Origin of the sequence: Amycolatopsis sp. MtRt-6, assembly GCF_017308975.1 — a bacterium.
GTDB lineage: Bacteria > Actinomycetota > Actinomycetes > Mycobacteriales > Pseudonocardiaceae > Amycolatopsis.
Genome location: NZ_JADWPD010000024.1, coordinates 1 through 16457 on the forward strand (window position 1 = coordinate 1; position 16457 = coordinate 16457).

The 16457-nt window shown below is 72.9% G+C and carries 13 protein-coding genes and 1 riboswitch; of the genes, 11 read left to right on the forward strand and 2 right to left on the reverse strand.

From position 1 onward, the window contains the following. Positions 1 to 106: 106 nt before the first annotated feature. A complete protein-coding gene (locus I4Q55_RS33040) occupies positions 107 to 652 on the forward strand; it encodes a hypothetical protein (RefSeq protein WP_206793489.1) in 546 nt (181 codons plus the stop codon). 75 nt (positions 653 to 727) lie between these two features. Here I4Q55_RS33040 and I4Q55_RS33045 read toward each other — a convergent pair whose 3' ends face one another. Further along, a complete protein-coding gene (locus I4Q55_RS33045) occupies positions 728 to 1474 on the reverse strand; it encodes a helix-turn-helix transcriptional regulator (RefSeq protein ID WP_206793491.1) in 747 nt (248 codons plus the stop codon). A 66-nt stretch (positions 1475 to 1540) separates the two neighbouring features. On the opposite strand from I4Q55_RS33045, the gene I4Q55_RS33050 reads away from it, so the two are divergent. The 10 genes from I4Q55_RS33050 (at position 1541) to I4Q55_RS33095 (ending at position 15301) form a co-directional block, all read left to right on the forward strand. Continuing rightward, positions 1541 to 2920: an MFS transporter gene (locus tag I4Q55_RS33050; protein WP_206793493.1), complete on the forward strand. Its 1380-nt coding sequence runs from the start codon at positions 1541 to 1543 to the stop codon at positions 2918 to 2920. A 167-nt stretch (positions 2921 to 3087) separates the two neighbouring features. Then, entirely contained in the window at positions 3088 to 6246 is a 3159-nt protein-coding gene (gene ileS / locus I4Q55_RS33055; protein WP_206793495.1) for an isoleucine--tRNA ligase, read from the forward strand. Between the two features lie 75 nt (positions 6247 to 6321). Further along, complete coding sequence (locus I4Q55_RS33060; RefSeq protein WP_206793497.1) at positions 6322 to 7947, forward strand: penicillin-binding transpeptidase domain-containing protein; 1626 nt, start codon at positions 6322 to 6324, stop codon at positions 7945 to 7947. A 57-nt stretch (positions 7948 to 8004) separates the two neighbouring features. Beyond that, positions 8005 to 8697, forward strand: coding sequence for a helix-turn-helix transcriptional regulator (locus tag I4Q55_RS33065; RefSeq protein WP_206793500.1), 693 nt, complete (start codon positions 8005 to 8007; stop codon positions 8695 to 8697). A gap of 96 nt (positions 8698 to 8793) precedes the next feature. After that, entirely contained in the window at positions 8794 to 10272 is a 1479-nt protein-coding gene (locus I4Q55_RS33070; RefSeq protein ID WP_206793502.1) for a potassium/proton antiporter, read from the forward strand. 745 nt (positions 10273 to 11017) lie between these two features. Next, positions 11018 to 11132, forward strand: a riboswitch (SAM riboswitch). Positions 11133 to 11170: 38 nt separating this feature from the next. Beyond that, positions 11171 to 12496, forward strand: a complete 1326-nt coding sequence (locus I4Q55_RS33075) for an aminotransferase class V-fold PLP-dependent enzyme (protein ID WP_206793504.1) — start codon at positions 11171 to 11173, stop codon at positions 12494 to 12496. Positions 12497 to 12512: 16 nt separating this feature from the next. Then, positions 12513 to 13094 carry a hypothetical protein gene (locus I4Q55_RS33080; RefSeq protein ID WP_206793506.1) on the forward strand — a complete coding sequence of 194 codons (582 nt, stop codon included), beginning with the start codon at positions 12513 to 12515 and terminating at the stop codon, positions 13092 to 13094. Between the two features lie 4 nt (positions 13095 to 13098). Beyond that, on the forward strand, positions 13099 to 13692 hold the full coding sequence (locus I4Q55_RS33085) for a hypothetical protein (protein WP_206793508.1): 594 nt from the start codon (positions 13099 to 13101) through the stop codon (positions 13690 to 13692). An 89-nt stretch (positions 13693 to 13781) separates the two neighbouring features. Beyond that, positions 13782 to 14375: a signal peptidase II gene (gene lspA, locus I4Q55_RS33090; protein WP_206793815.1), complete on the forward strand. Its 594-nt coding sequence runs from the start codon at positions 13782 to 13784 to the stop codon at positions 14373 to 14375. Beyond that, positions 14372 to 15301: an RluA family pseudouridine synthase gene (locus I4Q55_RS33095; RefSeq protein WP_206793510.1), complete on the forward strand. Its 930-nt coding sequence runs from the start codon at positions 14372 to 14374 to the stop codon at positions 15299 to 15301. Before lspA ends, I4Q55_RS33095 begins: the two co-directional genes overlap by 4 nt. On the opposite strand, the gene I4Q55_RS33100 is transcribed toward I4Q55_RS33095, so the two are convergent. Further along, positions 15298 to 16380 (reverse strand): AsnC family protein, encoded by a 1083-nt coding sequence (locus I4Q55_RS33100; RefSeq protein ID WP_206793512.1) that lies wholly within the window; start codon positions 16378 to 16380, stop codon positions 15298 to 15300. The two genes, I4Q55_RS33095 and I4Q55_RS33100, sit on opposite strands and share 4 nt — an antisense overlap. Between the last annotated feature and the right edge of the window lie 77 nt (positions 16381 to 16457).

A 16457-nucleotide genomic window follows, 5' to 3' on the forward strand; every position in this document is an offset into this window, starting at 1 on the left:
CGGGGCCCCCCCCCGCGGGGGGGGGGCCCCACGGTTCGGAGTCGATCCGGTACGACCCGTGGGCGGGTCGTGGTCCGCGTCGGCGTGGTTCGTGCTGTAATGCAGCGTGCTTTACATCGTGCTGGTCCTGGTGCTGGCGGCTCTGGGGTTGCTCGTCACGGCGCTGATGACGGCTTCTTCGCTGTGGGCGTGGGTGTCCATCGGCCTGTCCGTGCTGGCCGGCCTGCTCCTGGTCGCCGACTGGCTGCGCCGCCGTCGCCGCTCCGCCGCACCGGCCGTCACTGCCGAGCCTGAGCCCGAGGCGCCTGCCGAGCCGGTCGCGGAAGAACAGACCGCGCTGATCCCGGCCTCCGGTGACCTGGGCGACCCGGCCGACACGCCCGAGCCGGCCGTGGATTCCACCGAGACCGAAACAACGGCCGATTCCGAGCCGGGGGTCGAAGAGACCCCGGAGGAGGACGTCGCCGTCCTGGCCGACCTCGAGGACGAGGTCGTGGTGGTCGACGAGCACCCCCGCTACCACCTGCGCACCTGCACCTGGCTCGGCACCCGCGAAACGATCCCGATCGGCGTCGGCGAGGCCCGCCAGCTCGGCTTCACCCCCTGCGCCGTCTGCCGCCCCGACGCCACCCTGGTAGCCGCCCACCGCTGACCGTGTCGCCCCTCCCATCACACGTGATGCCTCTCTGATCACGCGTGATGCCCGCCGGATCACACGTGATGCCCGTCAAGCGACCAGGTCGGCGAGGCCGAGGTGGGTTTCCAGCGCCCGGGCGCCGTCCGGAGTCAGGCGCAGCGCGCGGTGGGCCTGCGCGCGACGCGTCACCCAGCCCGCGTCGAGGAACCGCGTCGCCACCGCCGCGCCCAGCGCGCCCGCCAGGTGGTGACGCTGCTCGCTCCAGTCCAGGCAGAACCTCAGCAGCGGCCGCCGCTCCGCCGCGACGACGTCGACGTCGACGCCCAGCGCACCGAACACCGCGGCCGCCGCGGGACCCAGCGTGTACGGGTGTTCGCGCAGCGGAGCCGAAATCCGGTCGCCCGGTCGCCGTCGCGTGTCTCGGGGCCCGGCCAGGGCGCCCCGCGCGAGCAACGCCGACGTGACCGTCACGCCGAGCCGGCCCGCGAGGTGGTCGTAGCAGGTCCGGGCCGTCCGCAACGCCTCCGCGCGCGTCCCCTCGCGCAACGACGTCACCGGCTGGGCCGGCGAGTACCGCGCCAACGTCTCCAGCAGCTCCGCGGTGTCCGGCCCGGCCAGCCGGTAGAACCGGTGCCGCCCCGACTTCTCGGCGACGACCAGGCCCGCCGACCGCAGCTTCGCCAGGTGCGCGCTGACGCCTTGCGCGGACAGCCGCGCCTCGGCGGCCAGCACCGACGCCGCCAGTGCCCGGCCGTCGGCGAGCGCGAGCAGCACGCGGACCCGCGCCGGGTCCGCGAACAACGCGGCCGTGCGGGCGATGTCGGCGTCGCCTTCCACGCCGTTCAGGGTGCCCCCGCGACGCTTCCACCCAAACGGAAGTGTCCGCGCGGTCCACTGGGGGACATGCTCCTGCTCACCATGTGCGCCGGGATGTTCCTGGTGCAGCTGGACGTCACGGTCGTCAACGTCGCGCTGCCCGCCATCGGCACCGGCCTGCACGCCGGCCTCGCGGCGCAGCAGTGGGTGGTCGACGGCTACTCGGTCACCCTGGCCGCGTTCCTGCTCACCGGCGGCGCCCTCGGCGACGTCTTCGGTCACCGCCGGGTCGTCCTGGCGGGCTTCGCGCTGTTCGGCGCGGCGTCGGTCGGGTGCGGGCTCGCCACCACCGCGTCCCTGCTCGTCGCCGCCCGCGCCGGCCAGGGCCTGGGCGCGGCGTTGCTGCTGCCCGGCACGCTCGCCGTGATCACGAACGCCTACCCGGGACACGCCGAGCGCGCGCGGGCCCTCGGCGTCTGGGCCGGGGTCTCGGCGCTCGCCCTGGCGGCGGGCCCGGTCCTCGGCGGCGCGGTCGTCTCGGCCGCGGGCTGGCGGCCGGTGTTCTGGCTCAACGTCCCCGTCGTGCCGGCCGCCGTCTTCGCGACCCAGCGGCTCGTTCTACACAGCGAACGCGAGCCCGGACGGCGGATCGACGTCGCCGGCGTCCTCACGGCCGTGCCCGCGCTCGGCGCCGGGATCTACGCGGTCATCGACCGGAACATCGTGGCTGCGGTGGTCGCGGCCGCCGCGCTCGGCGCGTTCCTCGCCGTGGAGCGCCGCACCCCGGATCCCATGCTGCCCCCGGACCTCGCCCGGCGGACGCTGAGCCCGAACTTCGTCGCGGCGGCGATGAACTTCACCGGCATCGGCACGATCCTCGTGCTGACGCTGTACCTGCAGGGCGTGCGGCACGCGGGACCGCTCGAAGCCGGGCTCGAGCTGCTGCCGCTGTTCGGCCCGCTCTCGCTGCTGGCCCCCGTCGCGGGCCGGCTCACCGGCCGGTTCGGGCCGCGCCCGCTGATGATCACCGGGCTCGCCCTGGGTGCGCTCGGGATGTTCACCCTGCTGCTGCTGAACGAAACCAGCGGGTACGCGGCGCTCCTGCCGACGCTGCTCGGCCTCGGCATCGGCATGGGCCTGCTCACGACGGCGGTGGTGACGGCCGCGGTCGCCGGCATCCCGCCGGAGCGCTCGGGTGTCGCCGGCGGTGTCAACAACACCGCTCGCCAGGCCGGCGGCGCGCTCGGCGTGGCGGTGCTCGGCACCGTCGTGGACGGCCCGTTCGTCACCGGCCTGCACGAGGTGGGGCTGATCGCCGGGACGTTGTGGCTGGTCGCGCTCGGCGTGACCGTACGTGCCCCTCGTGACAACCGGTTGCGCGGGCCAGTTAACCTGGTAGGCAACACGGCGTCGATCCGGCCATCACCGGGGAGCCTCCGGAAGAACCGAGCGTCACGCTCCCAGTAGAACCGGACGGGTGCGGCCCGTGACAGCCGTCGAATGAGCGGCCCGGGAGCAAGTGCCGGGCAAGCGGGGTGGTACCGCGGAACGCCGGAAGGTGTCTCGTCCCCGTGTGGGTGACCGGTGCGGGAGCCGGTCGTCCGTACGCGAGCGACGAACCGAGGAGCACCCGGATGTACCCCCAGGCCCAGCTTGGCGACGGCGCAGGAGTCCCGTCGCAGCCGTCGTTCCCCGCCCTGGAGAAGCAGGTCCTCGCCTACTGGGAGAGCGACCGCACGTTCCAGGCGACGATCGACGCGCGCCCGGCGGGCGAAAAGGGCGAAAACGAGTACGTCTTCTACGACGGCCCGCCCTTCGCCAACGGCCTGCCGCACTACGGCCACCTGCTCACCGGGTACGTCAAGGACCTGGTGCCGCGCTACCAGACCATGAAGGGCCGCAAGGTCGAGCGCCGCTTCGGCTGGGACACCCACGGCCTGCCCGCCGAGCTCGAAGCCATGCGCCAACTCGGCATCACCGAGACGTCCGAGATCGAAGAGATGGGCATCGCGAAGTTCAACGCGGCTTCGCAGGAATCCGTCCTCCGCTACACCGACGAGTGGCGCGAGTACGTCACCCGTCAGGCCCGCTGGGTCGACTTCGACAACGACTACAAGACCCTCGACGTCACCTACATGGAGTCGGTGCTCTGGGCGTTCAAACGCCTGTGGGACAAGGGACTCGTCTACGAGGGCTACCGCGTCCTGCCGTACTGCTGGCGCGACGCGACGCCGCTGTCCAACCACGAGCTGGGCATGGACTCCGACGTCTACCGCAATCGCCAGGACCCGGCCGTCACGGTCGGCTTCCGCCTGGAGGGCAACGGGAACGACCTCGACGGCGCCTACCTGCTCATCTGGACGACGACGCCGTGGACGCTGCCGTCGAACCTCGCCACGGCCGTGCACCCGGACGTGCAGTACGTCGTCGTCGAGAACGACGGCAAGCGGTTCGTGCTCGCCGAAGCGCGAGTTGCCGCGTACGCGCGGGAATTCGGCGAAGAGCCGACGGTCGTCGCCCACTACACCGGCGCGCAGCTGCTCGGAACCCGTTACGCCCCACCGTTCCCGTACTTCACCGGGACCGAGAACGCCCATCAGGTGCTGGCCGCCGACTACGTCACCACCGACGACGGCACCGGGATCGTCCACATCGCCCCCGCCTACGGCGCCGACGACAAGCTCGTCACCGACGCCGCCGGCATCCCGCCGGTCACGCCGGTCGACGCGCACGGCAAGTTCGACGCCACCGTGCCGGACTACGAGGGCCAGCAGGTCTTCGACGCCAACCCGAACATCGTGCGGGACCTCAAGAACGGCACCGGATCCGCGGCGCGGCAGGGGGCCGTGCTGCTGCGGCACGAGACCTACGACCACAGCTACCCGCACTGCTGGCGCTGCCGGAACCCGCTGATCTACCGCGCGGTGTCGTCGTGGTTCGTCGCGGTGACGCAGTTCAAGGACCGGATGGTCGAGCTCAACCAGCAGATCACCTGGTACCCGGAGAACGTCAAGGACGGCCAGTTCGGGAAGTGGCTGGAGAACGCCATCGACTGGTCGATCTCCCGCAACCGGTACTTCGGCACGCCGATCCCGGTGTGGCAGTCCGACAACCCCGAGTACCCGCGCACCGACGTCTACGGCTCGCTCGACGAGCTCGAGGCGGACTTCGGTGTGCGGCTGGACAACCTGCACCGGCCCTACATCGACGAGCTGACCCGGCCGAACCCGGACGACCCGACCGGCAAGTCCACCATGCGCCGCGTCCCGGACGTCCTCGACGTCTGGTTCGACTCGGGCTCGATGCCGTACGCCCAGGTGCACTACCCGTTCGAGAACGCCGAGTGGTTCGAGCACCACTACCCGAGCGACTTCATCGTCGAGTACATCGGGCAGACCCGCGGCTGGTTCTACCTGCTGCACGTCCTGGCCACGGCGCTGTTCGACCGGCCGGCGTTCCGCACCTGCGTCTCGCACGGCATCGTCCTGGGCTCCGACGGCGCGAAGATGTCGAAGTCGCTGCGCAACTACCCGGACGTCAACGAGGTCTTCGAGCGCGACGGCTCCGACGCCATGCGCTGGTACCTGATGGCGAGCCCGATCCTGCGCGGCGGCAACCTCGTCGTCACCGACAAGGGCATCCGCGACGCCGTCCGCCAGGCCGTGCTGCCGCTGTGGAACTCGTACTACTTCCTCGCGCTGTACGCGAACGCCGAGGGTGTGGCAGGCCAGTGGCGCACGGATTCGGCGAACGTGCTCGACCGGTACGTCCTGGCGAAGACGCACGAGCTCGTCACCGACGTCGAGTACGCGATGGACAACTACGACGTCGCGGGCGCGTGCCAGACCGTCCGGGACTTCCTCGAGGTCCTGACGAACTGGTACGTCCGCCGCTCGCGCGACCGCTTCTGGGCGGGTGACCAGGACGCGATCGACACGCTGCACACCGTGCTGGAGGTGACGTCGCGGGTCGCGGCGCCGCTGCTGCCGCTGACCACCGAGGTCGTCTGGCGCGGGCTCACCGGCGGCCGCTCGGTGCACCTGACCGACTGGCCGAACGCCAACGACCTGCCCGCGGACGCGGCGCTCGTGACGGCGATGGACCGGGTGCGGCAGGTGGCGTCGTCGGCGTTGTCGCTGCGGAAGGCCAACAAGCTGCGCGTGCGGCTGCCGCTGTCGTCGCTGGTCGTGGCGGCGTCGGACGCGGAGACGATGGGCGCCTTCGCCGACATCCTGCGCGACGAGGTGAACGTCAAGGCGGTCGAGCTGACCACCGACGTCGCCGCGCACGGCGGGTTCGAGGTCGCGGTCAACGCCCGTGCCGCCGGCCCGCGGCTGGGCAAGGACGTCCAGACGGTGATCAAGGCCGTCAAGGCGGGGGACTGGTCGTTCCAGGGCGGTGCTGTGGTCGCGGCCGGGATCGCCCTGCAGGAAGGCGAGTTCGAGCGCCGGCTGGTCGCCAAGGGCGGCGGCGCGGCGGCGGAACTGCCCGGCGGGTCCGGCCTGGTCCTGATCGACACCGCGGTGACGCCGGAGCTGGCGGCCGAGGGCCTGGTCCGCGACCTGGTCCGGGTGGTGCAGCAGGCCCGTCGCGACGCCGGGCTCGACGTCGCCGACCGAATCGCGCTCACCGTCGACGCGCCCGCCGACGTCGTCGAAGCGGCCCGGACCCACGAGAAGTTCCTGGCGTCGGAGACTCTCTCCACGTCGGTGGCCTACGGCCCGGTCGCCGAGGGCTTCGCCGGCACCGTCGGGGACGGCACGAAGGTCACGGTCGCGGTCGCGAAGGCGTGAATTGCCGGGGGTGGCCGGTAGGGTGCGAACTCGACCGGCCACCCACGGCCGGCTCCTTGGGGGAGGGGAACCGGAATGAGCCCAGGCAAGAGACGCGGGATCCTGATCGGCGGCGCGCTGCTGGTCGTCGTCACCGTGGTCGCGGCGTTCTTCCTGCTGAACAGCGGGGATTCGACGCCGGAAGCCGCCACCGGGGAAACCACCGTCGAGCGGCCCGGTGCGATCGACCCGAACTCCGCGATCACCGAGTACCTGCAGGACCTTTCCGAGAACAACCCCGACGCGGCGGCCCGGCTGACCGACGACACCGCGGCCGCCGCGGTGACCCTGCGGACCACCCGGAACACGCTGAACCCGACGTCGGTGACCGCCAAGCTGACCGTCCTGCAGCCGGCCCCGGCCGGGGCGAAGCAGACGGGCGGCACGTTCAGCATGGCGTGGACGCTGAAGCCGGGCCAGGTCTGGACCTACGACGTGCCGTTCGAGCTGGTGCAGAACGGCGGGAAGTGGCTGGTCCACTGGGCGCCGTCGCTGCTGCACCCGAAGCTGGAGGCGGACCAGCGGCTGGTGATCAGCACCGCCGTGCAGGACACCGTCGCGGTCGCCGACCGCGACGGCAAGCCGCTGCTCGTCAGCGGGTCCGGCGGCGTGCGGCCGGTCGACGGCAACCCGGCGCCGCTGCTGCGCTCGGCGCTCACCGGGCAGGTCACCGCCGCGGCGGGCTCGGGCTTCGCCGTCGAGCGCGTCGACGCCGCCGGCAAGAGCGTCGAGCGGCTGTTCGGAAAGGTGGCGGAAGACGGCGCGAAGCCGCTCGTGACGAGCCTGAGCCTGGCCACGCAGAACGCCGCCCAGGCGGCGGTGGACGGCTACCAGGGGTCGGCGATGCTCGTCGCCCTCGACACGGGCTCGGGCGACATCCTCGCCGTCGCGCAGAACACCGCCGCCGGGGACGCCCCGAAGGCGCTCAACGGCCTGTACGAGCCGGGTTCGTCGTTCAAGATCGCGACGGCGGTGGCGGCGGTCCAGCAGCGCGGTCTCACCGCGACGTCGCCGGTCGACTGCCCCGGCGTCGCGACGATCGGCACCCGGACGGTCAAGAACGAGGGCTTCGAGCTGGGCGCGACGAACCTCCAGACGGCGTTCGCGCGCTCCTGCAACACGACGTTCGGGCAGCTCGCGCTCGACCTGCCCGCGGACGGCCTGAAGAAGGCGGCCGACCAGCTGGGCCTCAACGCCGACTACGAGATCCCGGGCATCAACACCGAGCTGGGGAAGATCGAGCCGGCGGCGAGCAAGGACGAGCAGGTCGAGGACGGCTTCGGCCAGGGCCGCATCCAGGCGAGCGCTCTCGGCGGCGCGCTGATGGCCGCCACGGTCGCCGCGGGCAAGGCGATCACGCCCCGGCTGTGGCACGACCTGCCGACCACGGTGGTCAAGGGCTACTCGCCGCCACCGGCGTCGGCGCTGGGCGAGGTCCGGAAGCTGATGCGCGCGGTGGTCACGAGCGGAACCGGCCGCGCGGCCGGCGCGGCCGGGAACGTCTTCGGCAAGACGGGCACGGCCCAGTTCGGCGACGGTTCGAACGCGACGGGCTGGTTCGTGGGCTACCGCGACAAGGTGGCGTTCGCGGTGGTCCTGGAGAACTCCAACGACTCGGGCCCGGCCGTCCAGCTGGCCACGAAGTTCCTCAAGGCCCTCTGACCCGGCGGGTGCGAAGGTTCGGCCACGGCCGAAGTCCCGCCGCCGTAGCGTGGGGACATGGAGACGATCGCGCTGGCCGAGGTGGCCGCGGTGCTCGCCGACCCGAGCCGGGCCACCATGTGCCTCGTGCTGCTGGACGGCCGGGCCTGGACCGTCGGCGAGCTCGCGAAGGCCGCCGGGATCGCGCTCTCGACGGCCAGCGAGCACGTCACCCGGCTGGCCGGTGCCGGCTTCGTCGTCCGCGTCAAGCAGGGGCGGGCCAGCTACGTCCGGATCGCCGACCCGCGCGTCGCCGAGCTGATCGAGCACCTGGCCCAGCACGCCGAACATCGGCCTCCGACCGGCCTGAAGTCGTCGCTGCGGGCGCGGCGGCTCGGGTTCGCCCGGACCTGCTACGACCACCTCGCCGGCGAGCTCGGCGTCGCCCTGCGCGACGGCATGCTCGCCGCCGGCCTGGTCGGTACCGCCGACGGGCTGACGCTGACCCCGCGCGGCCGCGCGGTGCTGGCGGACCTCGGCGTGCCGGTCGCCCCCGGGCGGCGGCCGCTGCTGCGGGACTGTCTGGATTGGACGGAGCGCCGCGACCACCTCGCCGGTGCCCTGCCCGCCGCCCTGCTCGACCGGGCGGTCGACGCCGGCTGGGTGGCCAGGGACGGCCACCGGGCGGTCAAGGTCCTGCCGGCCGCGCACGCGCCGTTCGCCGCTCTCGGTGTCGATCTCGACGCGCTCGGTGGCGTCGCGGCGCATTAACACACCGGGTCGCCGGAGCCGGGCAGCGGTACACGAACGAGTTAACCCCTGCGCCTCACTATTCTGAGGGCCCACGGCACTCGGGAGGAGGCGGGCATGAACCAGCTTCCCGTGCTGCTCGGCGTCGGGGGCGTCGTGCTCCTCGCCTCCGTGCTGGCCGTGCGGGTGTCGATCCGGCTCGGCCTGCCGTCGCTGCTGCTGTACCTGGGGATCGGCGTCCTGCTGGGCGAAGCCGGCTTCGGCATCCGGTTCGACAACCCCGAGCTCACCCAGTCGCTCGGGCTCGCCGCGCTCGTCATGATCCTCGCCGAGGGCGGGCTGACCACCCGGTGGTCGGCGGTGAAACCCGCGCTGGGCCGCGGGATCGCACTGTCCACAGTGGCCGTGGTGGTGAGCGTCGCGGCCACCGGCGCGGCCTTGCACTGGCTGCTGGGCCTCGACTGGCGGCTGGCGCTGCTGTGGGGCGCGGTGCTCGCCTCGACGGACGCGGCCGCGGTGTTTTCGGTGCTGCGGACGGCCGGGATCGGCAAACGGCTCACCGGCGCGCTCGAGCTCGAGTCGGGCATCAACGACGCGCCGGCCTACATCGCCGTCGTGGTGCTGGCCGAAGGCACCACTGTGGACTGGACGCTGCCGCTGCTGGTGGTCTACGAGCTGACGGCGGGCCTGGTCATCGGCTTGGCCTTCGGCTGGCTCGGCGGGATCGCGCTGCGGCGGGCCGCGCTGCCGGCCACCGGCCTCTACCCGCTGGCCACGGTCGCGGTGTGCGTCGTGGCGTACTCGTCCGGGCAACTGCTGCACGCGTCCGGGCTGCTCGCCACCTACGTCGCCGCGCTGGTGCTCGGCAATTCGCGGCTGCCGCACCGGTCGGACACGCTCTCGTTCGCCGAGGGCCTCGGGTGGCTGGCGCAGATCGGGCTGTTCGTGCTGCTCGGTCTGTTCGCTTCGCCGAGCCGGCTGCTCGACGCGATCGTGCCGGGCCTGGTCGCCGGCGCCGTCGTGCTGCTGCTGGCGCGGCCGCTCTCGGTCGTGCTGTCGATGCTGCCGTTCCGGCTGCCGTGGCGGGAACAGGCGTTCCTGTCGTGGGCCGGGCTGCGCGGCGCCGTGCCGATCGTGCTCGCCATGATCCCGCTGTCGCAGGGCCTGCCGGGCGCGCAGCGGCTGGTCGACGCGGTGTTCGTGCTGGTCATCGTGCTGACGCTGGTGCAGGGGGCGACGCTCGGCCCGCTCGCGCGCAAACTCGGGCTGGCCAAGAAGTCCGAGGCACACGAGATCGAGGTCGACTCCGCGCCGCTGGACGAAATGGGCGCGGAGCTGCTGCAGGTCCGGATCCAGCCCGGGTCGAAGCTGCACGGCGTGTACCTGTCCGAGCTGCGGCTGCCCATCGGGGCGACGATCAGCCTGGTCGTCCGCGACGGCGCGGGCTTCACGCCGCAGAAGACCAGCCGGCTGCAGGAGCACGACCAGCTGCTGGTCGTCACGACGAGCGCGGTTCGCGACGCCGTCGAACGCCGGCTGCGCGCGGTCGACCGGGCCGGGCGCCTGGCCCGCTGGAAGGGCGAATCCGGGCGCTGAAGGAAATTCACGAACAGTCTTCCCTGTAGTCGCTCTTTTGGCTCAATGTGCGCTCGTTCGAGTGAACATTGCCGGCCAGCAGGTCTACTCGGCGGGCATCCACTCCGACGACGGCAACACCGGGGTGAAGAACGCCATCGACTTCAGCCCGGCCGACGGCACGGTCCGCGCCCCGCTGGCCGGCACGGTCCACCTGCAGCACTGTGCGGGCGGTGACTGGGTGACCGTCGATCACTCGGGTGGGTGCTCGGCTCGACCGGCAACGCACTGCCGTGCGGAGGGAGCAGCACGGGCGCCCACGTGCACTTCACGCTCTGGACGCTCCCGGACGCGGCGGCGGGGGATTGGGACGGCGTCGCGTTCGCCCGCCTGTCGACGGAGGTGGCGGCGGCCCTCGGCGAGCCGGTCGACGGAAAGACGTTCGGCGGCTGGCGGTTCGCGGCGGGGCGGAGCAGTACTCGGGCACCGCGACGCACGTGGCGGACGGAGCGGTGGTCCAGCTGCCGGGCCGCTTCCGCGCAGCTCGCTGACGCGCCTGCGCGCACGAAGCCAAGCCGTGTTGGCGGGTCGCCAGCGCCCCAATGTGGCCTTCGGTGCGCTCAACGCACCGAAGGCCACATTGGGTGCGTTGAGCGCAACCAAGGCCACATTGGGGCGCGCCTTCCGTTCACCGTCTGTGAGCGCCGTCTCAGAATGTGAGGTGGGACTTGGCCGCCGGCCGCCTTCTCGGTTACCTTCTGGCTCAGGTCATGAGTGCCAGCGCGAAGCCCCGGCTTGCTGGCCGGCAACCCTCCAACCGCGGTGGGGTGCCCCGGGTGAAGACCGGGCCGGTCGCGCCGTGCGACGGGCAAGCGCGGGCCCCTCGCCGGGGTCCCCCGGATCGCCGAGGAGGCACCCGATGACTCTCGCCATCGACCGCACCCAGCTCGAAACCCAGGCCGTCCCCGCCGTCGCGGGGGCGTCGCTGCGGGTTCCGCTGGTGACCGGCGAAACCATCGGCTACGCCAACCTCGACCACGCCGCGAGCGCCCCCTGCCTCGACGCCGTCCGGACCAAGATCGACGAGTTCCTGCCCTGGTACGCCAGCGTCCACCGCGGGGCCGGCTTCGCCTCGCAGGTCTCCACCAAGCTCTACGAGCGCACCCGTGACGTCCTGCGCCGGTTCGTCGACGCGCGGCGGACCGACACCGTCGTCTTCACCCGCAACACCACCGATTCCTTCAACCTGCTCGCCCGCAGCCTGCCGCGGCACACCACCGTCGTCGTGTTCGACACCGAGCACCACGCCGCTCTCCTGCCGTGGCAGGGGCCGAACGTCCGCCGCCTGCCGACCCCGCGCACCCGCCTCGCCGCGGTGTCCGCTGTGGACGAAGCGCTCGCGGCCGCCCCGCAGGGACCGCGGCTGGTCGTCGTCACCGGAGCGTCCAATGTGACCGGTGAGCTGCTCCCGGTGGCGGAAATCGCCGCCGTGGCGCGGAAACACGGCGCTCGCGTCGCGCTCGACGCCGCGCAGCTGGCCCCGCACCGCCGGATCTCGATCAAGGACCTGGACGTCGACTACGTCGCGCTGTCCGGCCACAAGCTGTACGCCCCCTTCGGCGCGGGTGCGCTGATCGGCCGCGCCGACTGGCTGCGCGCGGCCCGCCCGTACCTCGCCGGCGGCGGGGCGACCAAGCTCGTCACCGAAGACGCCGTCGTGTGGAACACCGGCCCGGAGCGGCACGAAGCCGGCTCGCCCAACACCGTCGGCGTGTACGCGCTCGGCGTCGCGTGCGAAACCCTGAGCGAAAACTGGGCCGCGATCGAAACCCACGAGCAGGCCCTGCTCACCCGGCTGCGCAAGGGCCTCGAGAGCATCCCGGGCTGCGCCGAGCTGCGGTTGTTCGACGCGCCGGTCGACCGGGTCGGCACGGTCGGCTTCGTCGTCGACGGCTTCGACCCGGGCTGGCTCGCCGCGGTGCTGTCCGCCGAGTACGGCATCGGCGTCCGCGACGGCGCCTTCTGCGCCCACATCGCGGCCAAGCGCCTGATCGGCGTCACCGGCGGCGACGGGCAGCAGGCGGTCCGCGTCAGCCTCGGCCTCGGCAGCACCGAGGAACACGTCGACCGCCTGCTCCTGGCGCTGCGCCAGATCGTCGCGCGCGGGGCCCGCTGGGAGTACGCGAAGGTGGACGGCCGCTGGGCCCCGGTCGGCGACCCGCGCGAGCTGCCGCCCTTCTGCTGAGCGCTAGCCTGGGCCGATGGGGCGAGGGCCGTGGTTTCCGCTGGCGCTGCTGGGGTTCGCCGAGATCGGCCTGGCCGTGACGCAGCTGCTGGCCCGTCGCAGCCAAGCCCAAGCCGAAGCCGCGAACCTCCTGCTCCGACCGGCCGCACCGGCCGCCACCCGACCGCAGTTCCTGTCCCAGGACGACTTCTACGCGCTGGGCCCGGGTCTGCCCACCGAGACCGTGTGGCTGGTCGCGCTCGGCGTGGTCGTCCTCGGCACGGCCGTCTGGTACGCGATCGCCCTGCGGCCCGTCCGCACCGGGCGGTTCGTCCTCGGCACGGTCGCCGCGCTGCTCGCCCTCCCGCTGCTCGACCTGGTCGGCTCCTGGCAGTTCCGGCTCGGCGACGACCTGCGCGGCCCGCTCCTGGCCACGCTCGGCCTGCTGCTCCTCGCCGCCTACGAGCGCAGCCGGTTCGTCCTGCTGACGACGGCGGCGTTCGCCCTGGTCGCCGTCGTGTTCTCGGCCGACATGGCCGGCGTGCTGGGCTCGGCCATGATCCTGCTCGCCGCCGCCTTCGCCGCCCTGCTGCGGGGAAAGCCGCGCTCGATACCCTGAGGCGATGGGGAGTTCTCGCCGGTCCTGGTTCCCGTTGGCCGCGCTGGGGTTCGCGCTGCTCGTGATGGTGGTCGTCGACCTGGTGCCGGACACCTTCGAAGCTCCGCAGGGCCGCCCCGGCCTCGGCACGGGAGGCGTCGGCGGTACCGGCCTGGCGAGCGAGCAGCGTTCGGTCGCCGTCGCCGTGGCGGTCGCCGGGGTGCCGCCGGCCAGGCTCGGCTGGCTCGCCGGTCTCGTCTGCGTGGTGCTCGCCGTGGCCGCCTGGTACTGGTGGCAGCTGCGGCCACCGCGGCCGGGCCGGTTCGTCCTCGGCACGCTCGGGGCGCTGGCCGCCGTCCCGCTGCTCGACCTGGCCGGCGCCCTCCAGTTCCGGCTGGACGCCGACGTGCGCGGCCCGCTGCTCGCGGCGCTGGGCCTGCTGGTGCTGGCGGCCTACGAACGCAGCTGGTTCCTGGCGGCCGTCGCCGGGGTGTTCGCGCTGGTCGCGACGCTGTTCCTGCCCCCGGTCGCCGGTGCGCTCGTGGCCGCGGGCGTGCTGTTCGCGGCCGCGTTCGCCGTGCTCCTGTGGCCGCGCCCGGACGGGCCCGCCACCGCCTGACCAGCGCCGTGGACAATGGACCGGTGAGCACCGAGCCCAGCCACTCCGAACCCGGCACCGACACGCCCGCCGAAGCGGTGCCCGACACCGTGTCCGATCCCGAGGCCGACGCGCCCGAAAACCCGGAGGTCCCGGCGAAGCCGCTGCTGCCGAAGCGGCGGGTCGGCTGGGTCTTCGCGGTCGCCGTCGTGTTCTGGGCGATCGACCTGGTGACGAAGAACCTGGTCGTCGCCAACCTGGAGGGCAAGGAGCCGCAGCGGATCCTCGGCGGGCTGATCTACCTGCAGGTCATCCGCAACCCGGGCGCCGCGTTCTCGATGGCCACCGGCATGACGTGGGTGCTCGCCCTCGTCGCGCTCGCCGTCGTCATCGCGATCGTCTGGCTCTCCCGGCGGCTGCGTTCGATCGGCTGGGCGATCGGCCTCGGCCTCGTGCTCGCCGGCGCCACCGGCAACCTGACCGACCGCATCTTCCGTGCGCCCGGCGGCCTGCAGGGCCACGTCGTCGACTTCATCTCGGCCTTCGCCCCCAACGGCAAGGGCTTCGCGATCTTCAACATCGCCGACTCCGCGATCTGCGTCGGCGGCGCCCTGATCGTGCTGCTGTCGCTGCTCGGCAAGGACTACGACGGCACGTCGACCAAGGACAAGAAGAAGCAGGAAACGCAGGAGGACCAGGCGTGAGCTCGCGGATGCTCCCGGTGCCCGACGGGCTCGACGGGATGCGGGTCGACGCCGGCCTCGCCAAGCTGCTGGGGCTGTCCCGCACGGTCGTCGCCGAGCTCGCCGAATCCGGGGACGTGCTGCTCGACGGCCGTCCCGCGGGCAAGTCCGACCGCCTTTCCGGCGGCGGCCTGCTGGAGATCACCCTGCCCGAGCCGGCGAACCCGGTGGAGGTCGTCGCGCAGCCGGTCGAGGGTATGCAGATCCTGCACGACGACGACGACATCGTCGTGATCTCGAAGCCGGTCGGCGTCGCCGTGCACCCGAGCCCCGGCTGGACCGGCCCGACCGTCGTCGGCGGCCTCGCCGCGGCCGGCCTGCGCATCGCGACGTCGGGCGCGGCCGAGCGCCAGGGCGTCGTGCACCGGCTCGACGCGGGCACCACCGGCGTGATGGTGGTGGCCAAGAGCGAGCACGCCTACACGGTGCTGAAGCGCGCGTTCAAGGAACGCACGGTCGACAAGGGCTACCACGCGATCGTCCAGGGCCACCCGGACCCCATGCGCGGCACGATCGACGCCCCCATCGACCGCCACCCGCGCCACGACTACAAGTTCGCCGTGGTCCAGGGCGGCCGCCCGAGCGTGACGCACTACGAGGTCGTCGAGGCGTTCCGCGCCGCGTCGCTCGCGCACATCAAGCTCGAAACCGGGCGGACGCACCAGATCCGCGTGCACTTCTCGGCGCTGCGGCACCCGTGCGTCGGCGACCTGACCTACGGCGCGGATCCGGTGCTGGCCCGCCACCTCGGGCTCAGCCGGCAGTGGCTGCACGCGAAGACCCTGGGATTCGCGCACCCGGCGGACGGCCGCTGGGTCGAGTTCGAGTCGGAGTACCCGGACGACCTCGCGAAGGCACTGGACACCCTGCGCGAGGAGAGCTACTAGTCCTCGATCGACCAGGTCAGCGTGCGCTCGTCCGGCTCCGGCCGCGGGCTCCAGCGCACCGAGACCACGCGGGTCGCGTCGGGCAGGACGTACACGGTGTGGCCGCCCAGCGTCTCGCCCGGCTTGACGCCGATCTTGTGCGGCGGCCGGGACGTCAGCGACACCGGCGCCTTGCCGATCGCCGTGCCGTCGGCGGCGAGCAGCTCGAGGTAGTTGTCCGGCAGCGACGCGAACGGGATCGACCCGCGGTTGGTGATCTCGGTGTGCACGACCACCGCGCGTTCGCCGTCCTCCAGGCGGTACCCGGCCGCGCTGAACAGGTAGTCGGCCGGGTCCTGGACCTCCAGCAGCTGCACCGACAGCTGCTCGCCCTCCAGACCCTGCGTCTCCATGACCTCGCCCAGCTTGCCGCGCTTGCCCGCGGCGGGCCCGGACGGCCGGGCGGGTTCGTCGCCGCGGGCCCACGACGCCGTCTGCGGCACGCCCCACGTGCTCACGGCCGGGTCGAGCGGCACCGGCGGGGGCGTGAACGGCGGGCGCGGCGGCTGCGGCCGGGGCGGCGGGCCCGGGTACCGCCCGGACGGCGTGCCCTGGACGGCGTGCGGCCCGGACGGCGTGCCCTGGACGGTGTACGGCCCCGAAGGCGTGCCCTGGACGGTGTACGGCCCCGAAGGCGCGCCCTGGACGTTGTACGGCCCTGAGGGGGCGCCTTGCACGGTGTACGGCCCCGACGGCGTGCCCTGGACCGGCGGCGGCACCGGTGGCCCTGGCTGCGGCGGGCCGGCCTGCTGCTGCGGTCCGGCCTGCTGCGGCACCGGCTGCGACGGCGGCGCGAACTGCTGCTGCGGCGGCCGGTTAGCCCACGAGGGCGGTGCGCCGGCGATGGCCGCGCGCAGGCCGTTCGGGTCGCTTTCGACGCCGACGAGCAGGGGCAGCCCGCTGCCGGAGAGGGCGACCAGCCGGTAGGCGACCTCGCGGGGATCCATGCCGACCTTGGCCGCGAGCTCGTGCACGGCCGCCTTGCCGAGGTCGGCGAGCGCGGCGAGCAGGCGGGTATCCACGGGATCGGTCACGGCCACCCCTCGAACGCTACCGCTTCGCCGATCCGCGGTGCCGCAGGCCGTCCGCCCCGGGCGAACGGTCCGGCGTTTCTGTC

Bases quoted from the DNA above. Each gene is read 5' to 3' on its own strand.
- I4Q55_RS33050 (WP_206793493.1), top strand. From the start codon at position 1,541: ATGCTCCTGCTCACCATGTGCGCCGGGATGTTCCTGGTGCAGCTGGAC.
- ileS (WP_206793495.1), top strand. From the start codon at position 3,088: ATGTACCCCCAGGCCCAGCTTGGCGACGGCGCAGGAGTCCCGTCGCAG.
- I4Q55_RS33060 (WP_206793497.1), top strand. From the start codon at position 6,322: ATGAGCCCAGGCAAGAGACGCGGGATCCTGATCGGCGGCGCGCTGCTG.
- I4Q55_RS33065 (WP_206793500.1), top strand. From the start codon at position 8,005: ATGGAGACGATCGCGCTGGCCGAGGTGGCCGCGGTGCTCGCCGACCCG.
- I4Q55_RS33070 (WP_206793502.1), top strand. From the start codon at position 8,794: ATGAACCAGCTTCCCGTGCTGCTCGGCGTCGGGGGCGTCGTGCTCCTC.
- I4Q55_RS33075 (WP_206793504.1), top strand. From the start codon at position 11,171: ATGACTCTCGCCATCGACCGCACCCAGCTCGAAACCCAGGCCGTCCCC.
- I4Q55_RS33080 (WP_206793506.1), top strand. From the start codon at position 12,513: ATGGGGCGAGGGCCGTGGTTTCCGCTGGCGCTGCTGGGGTTCGCCGAG.
- I4Q55_RS33085 (WP_206793508.1), top strand. From the start codon at position 13,099: ATGGGGAGTTCTCGCCGGTCCTGGTTCCCGTTGGCCGCGCTGGGGTTC.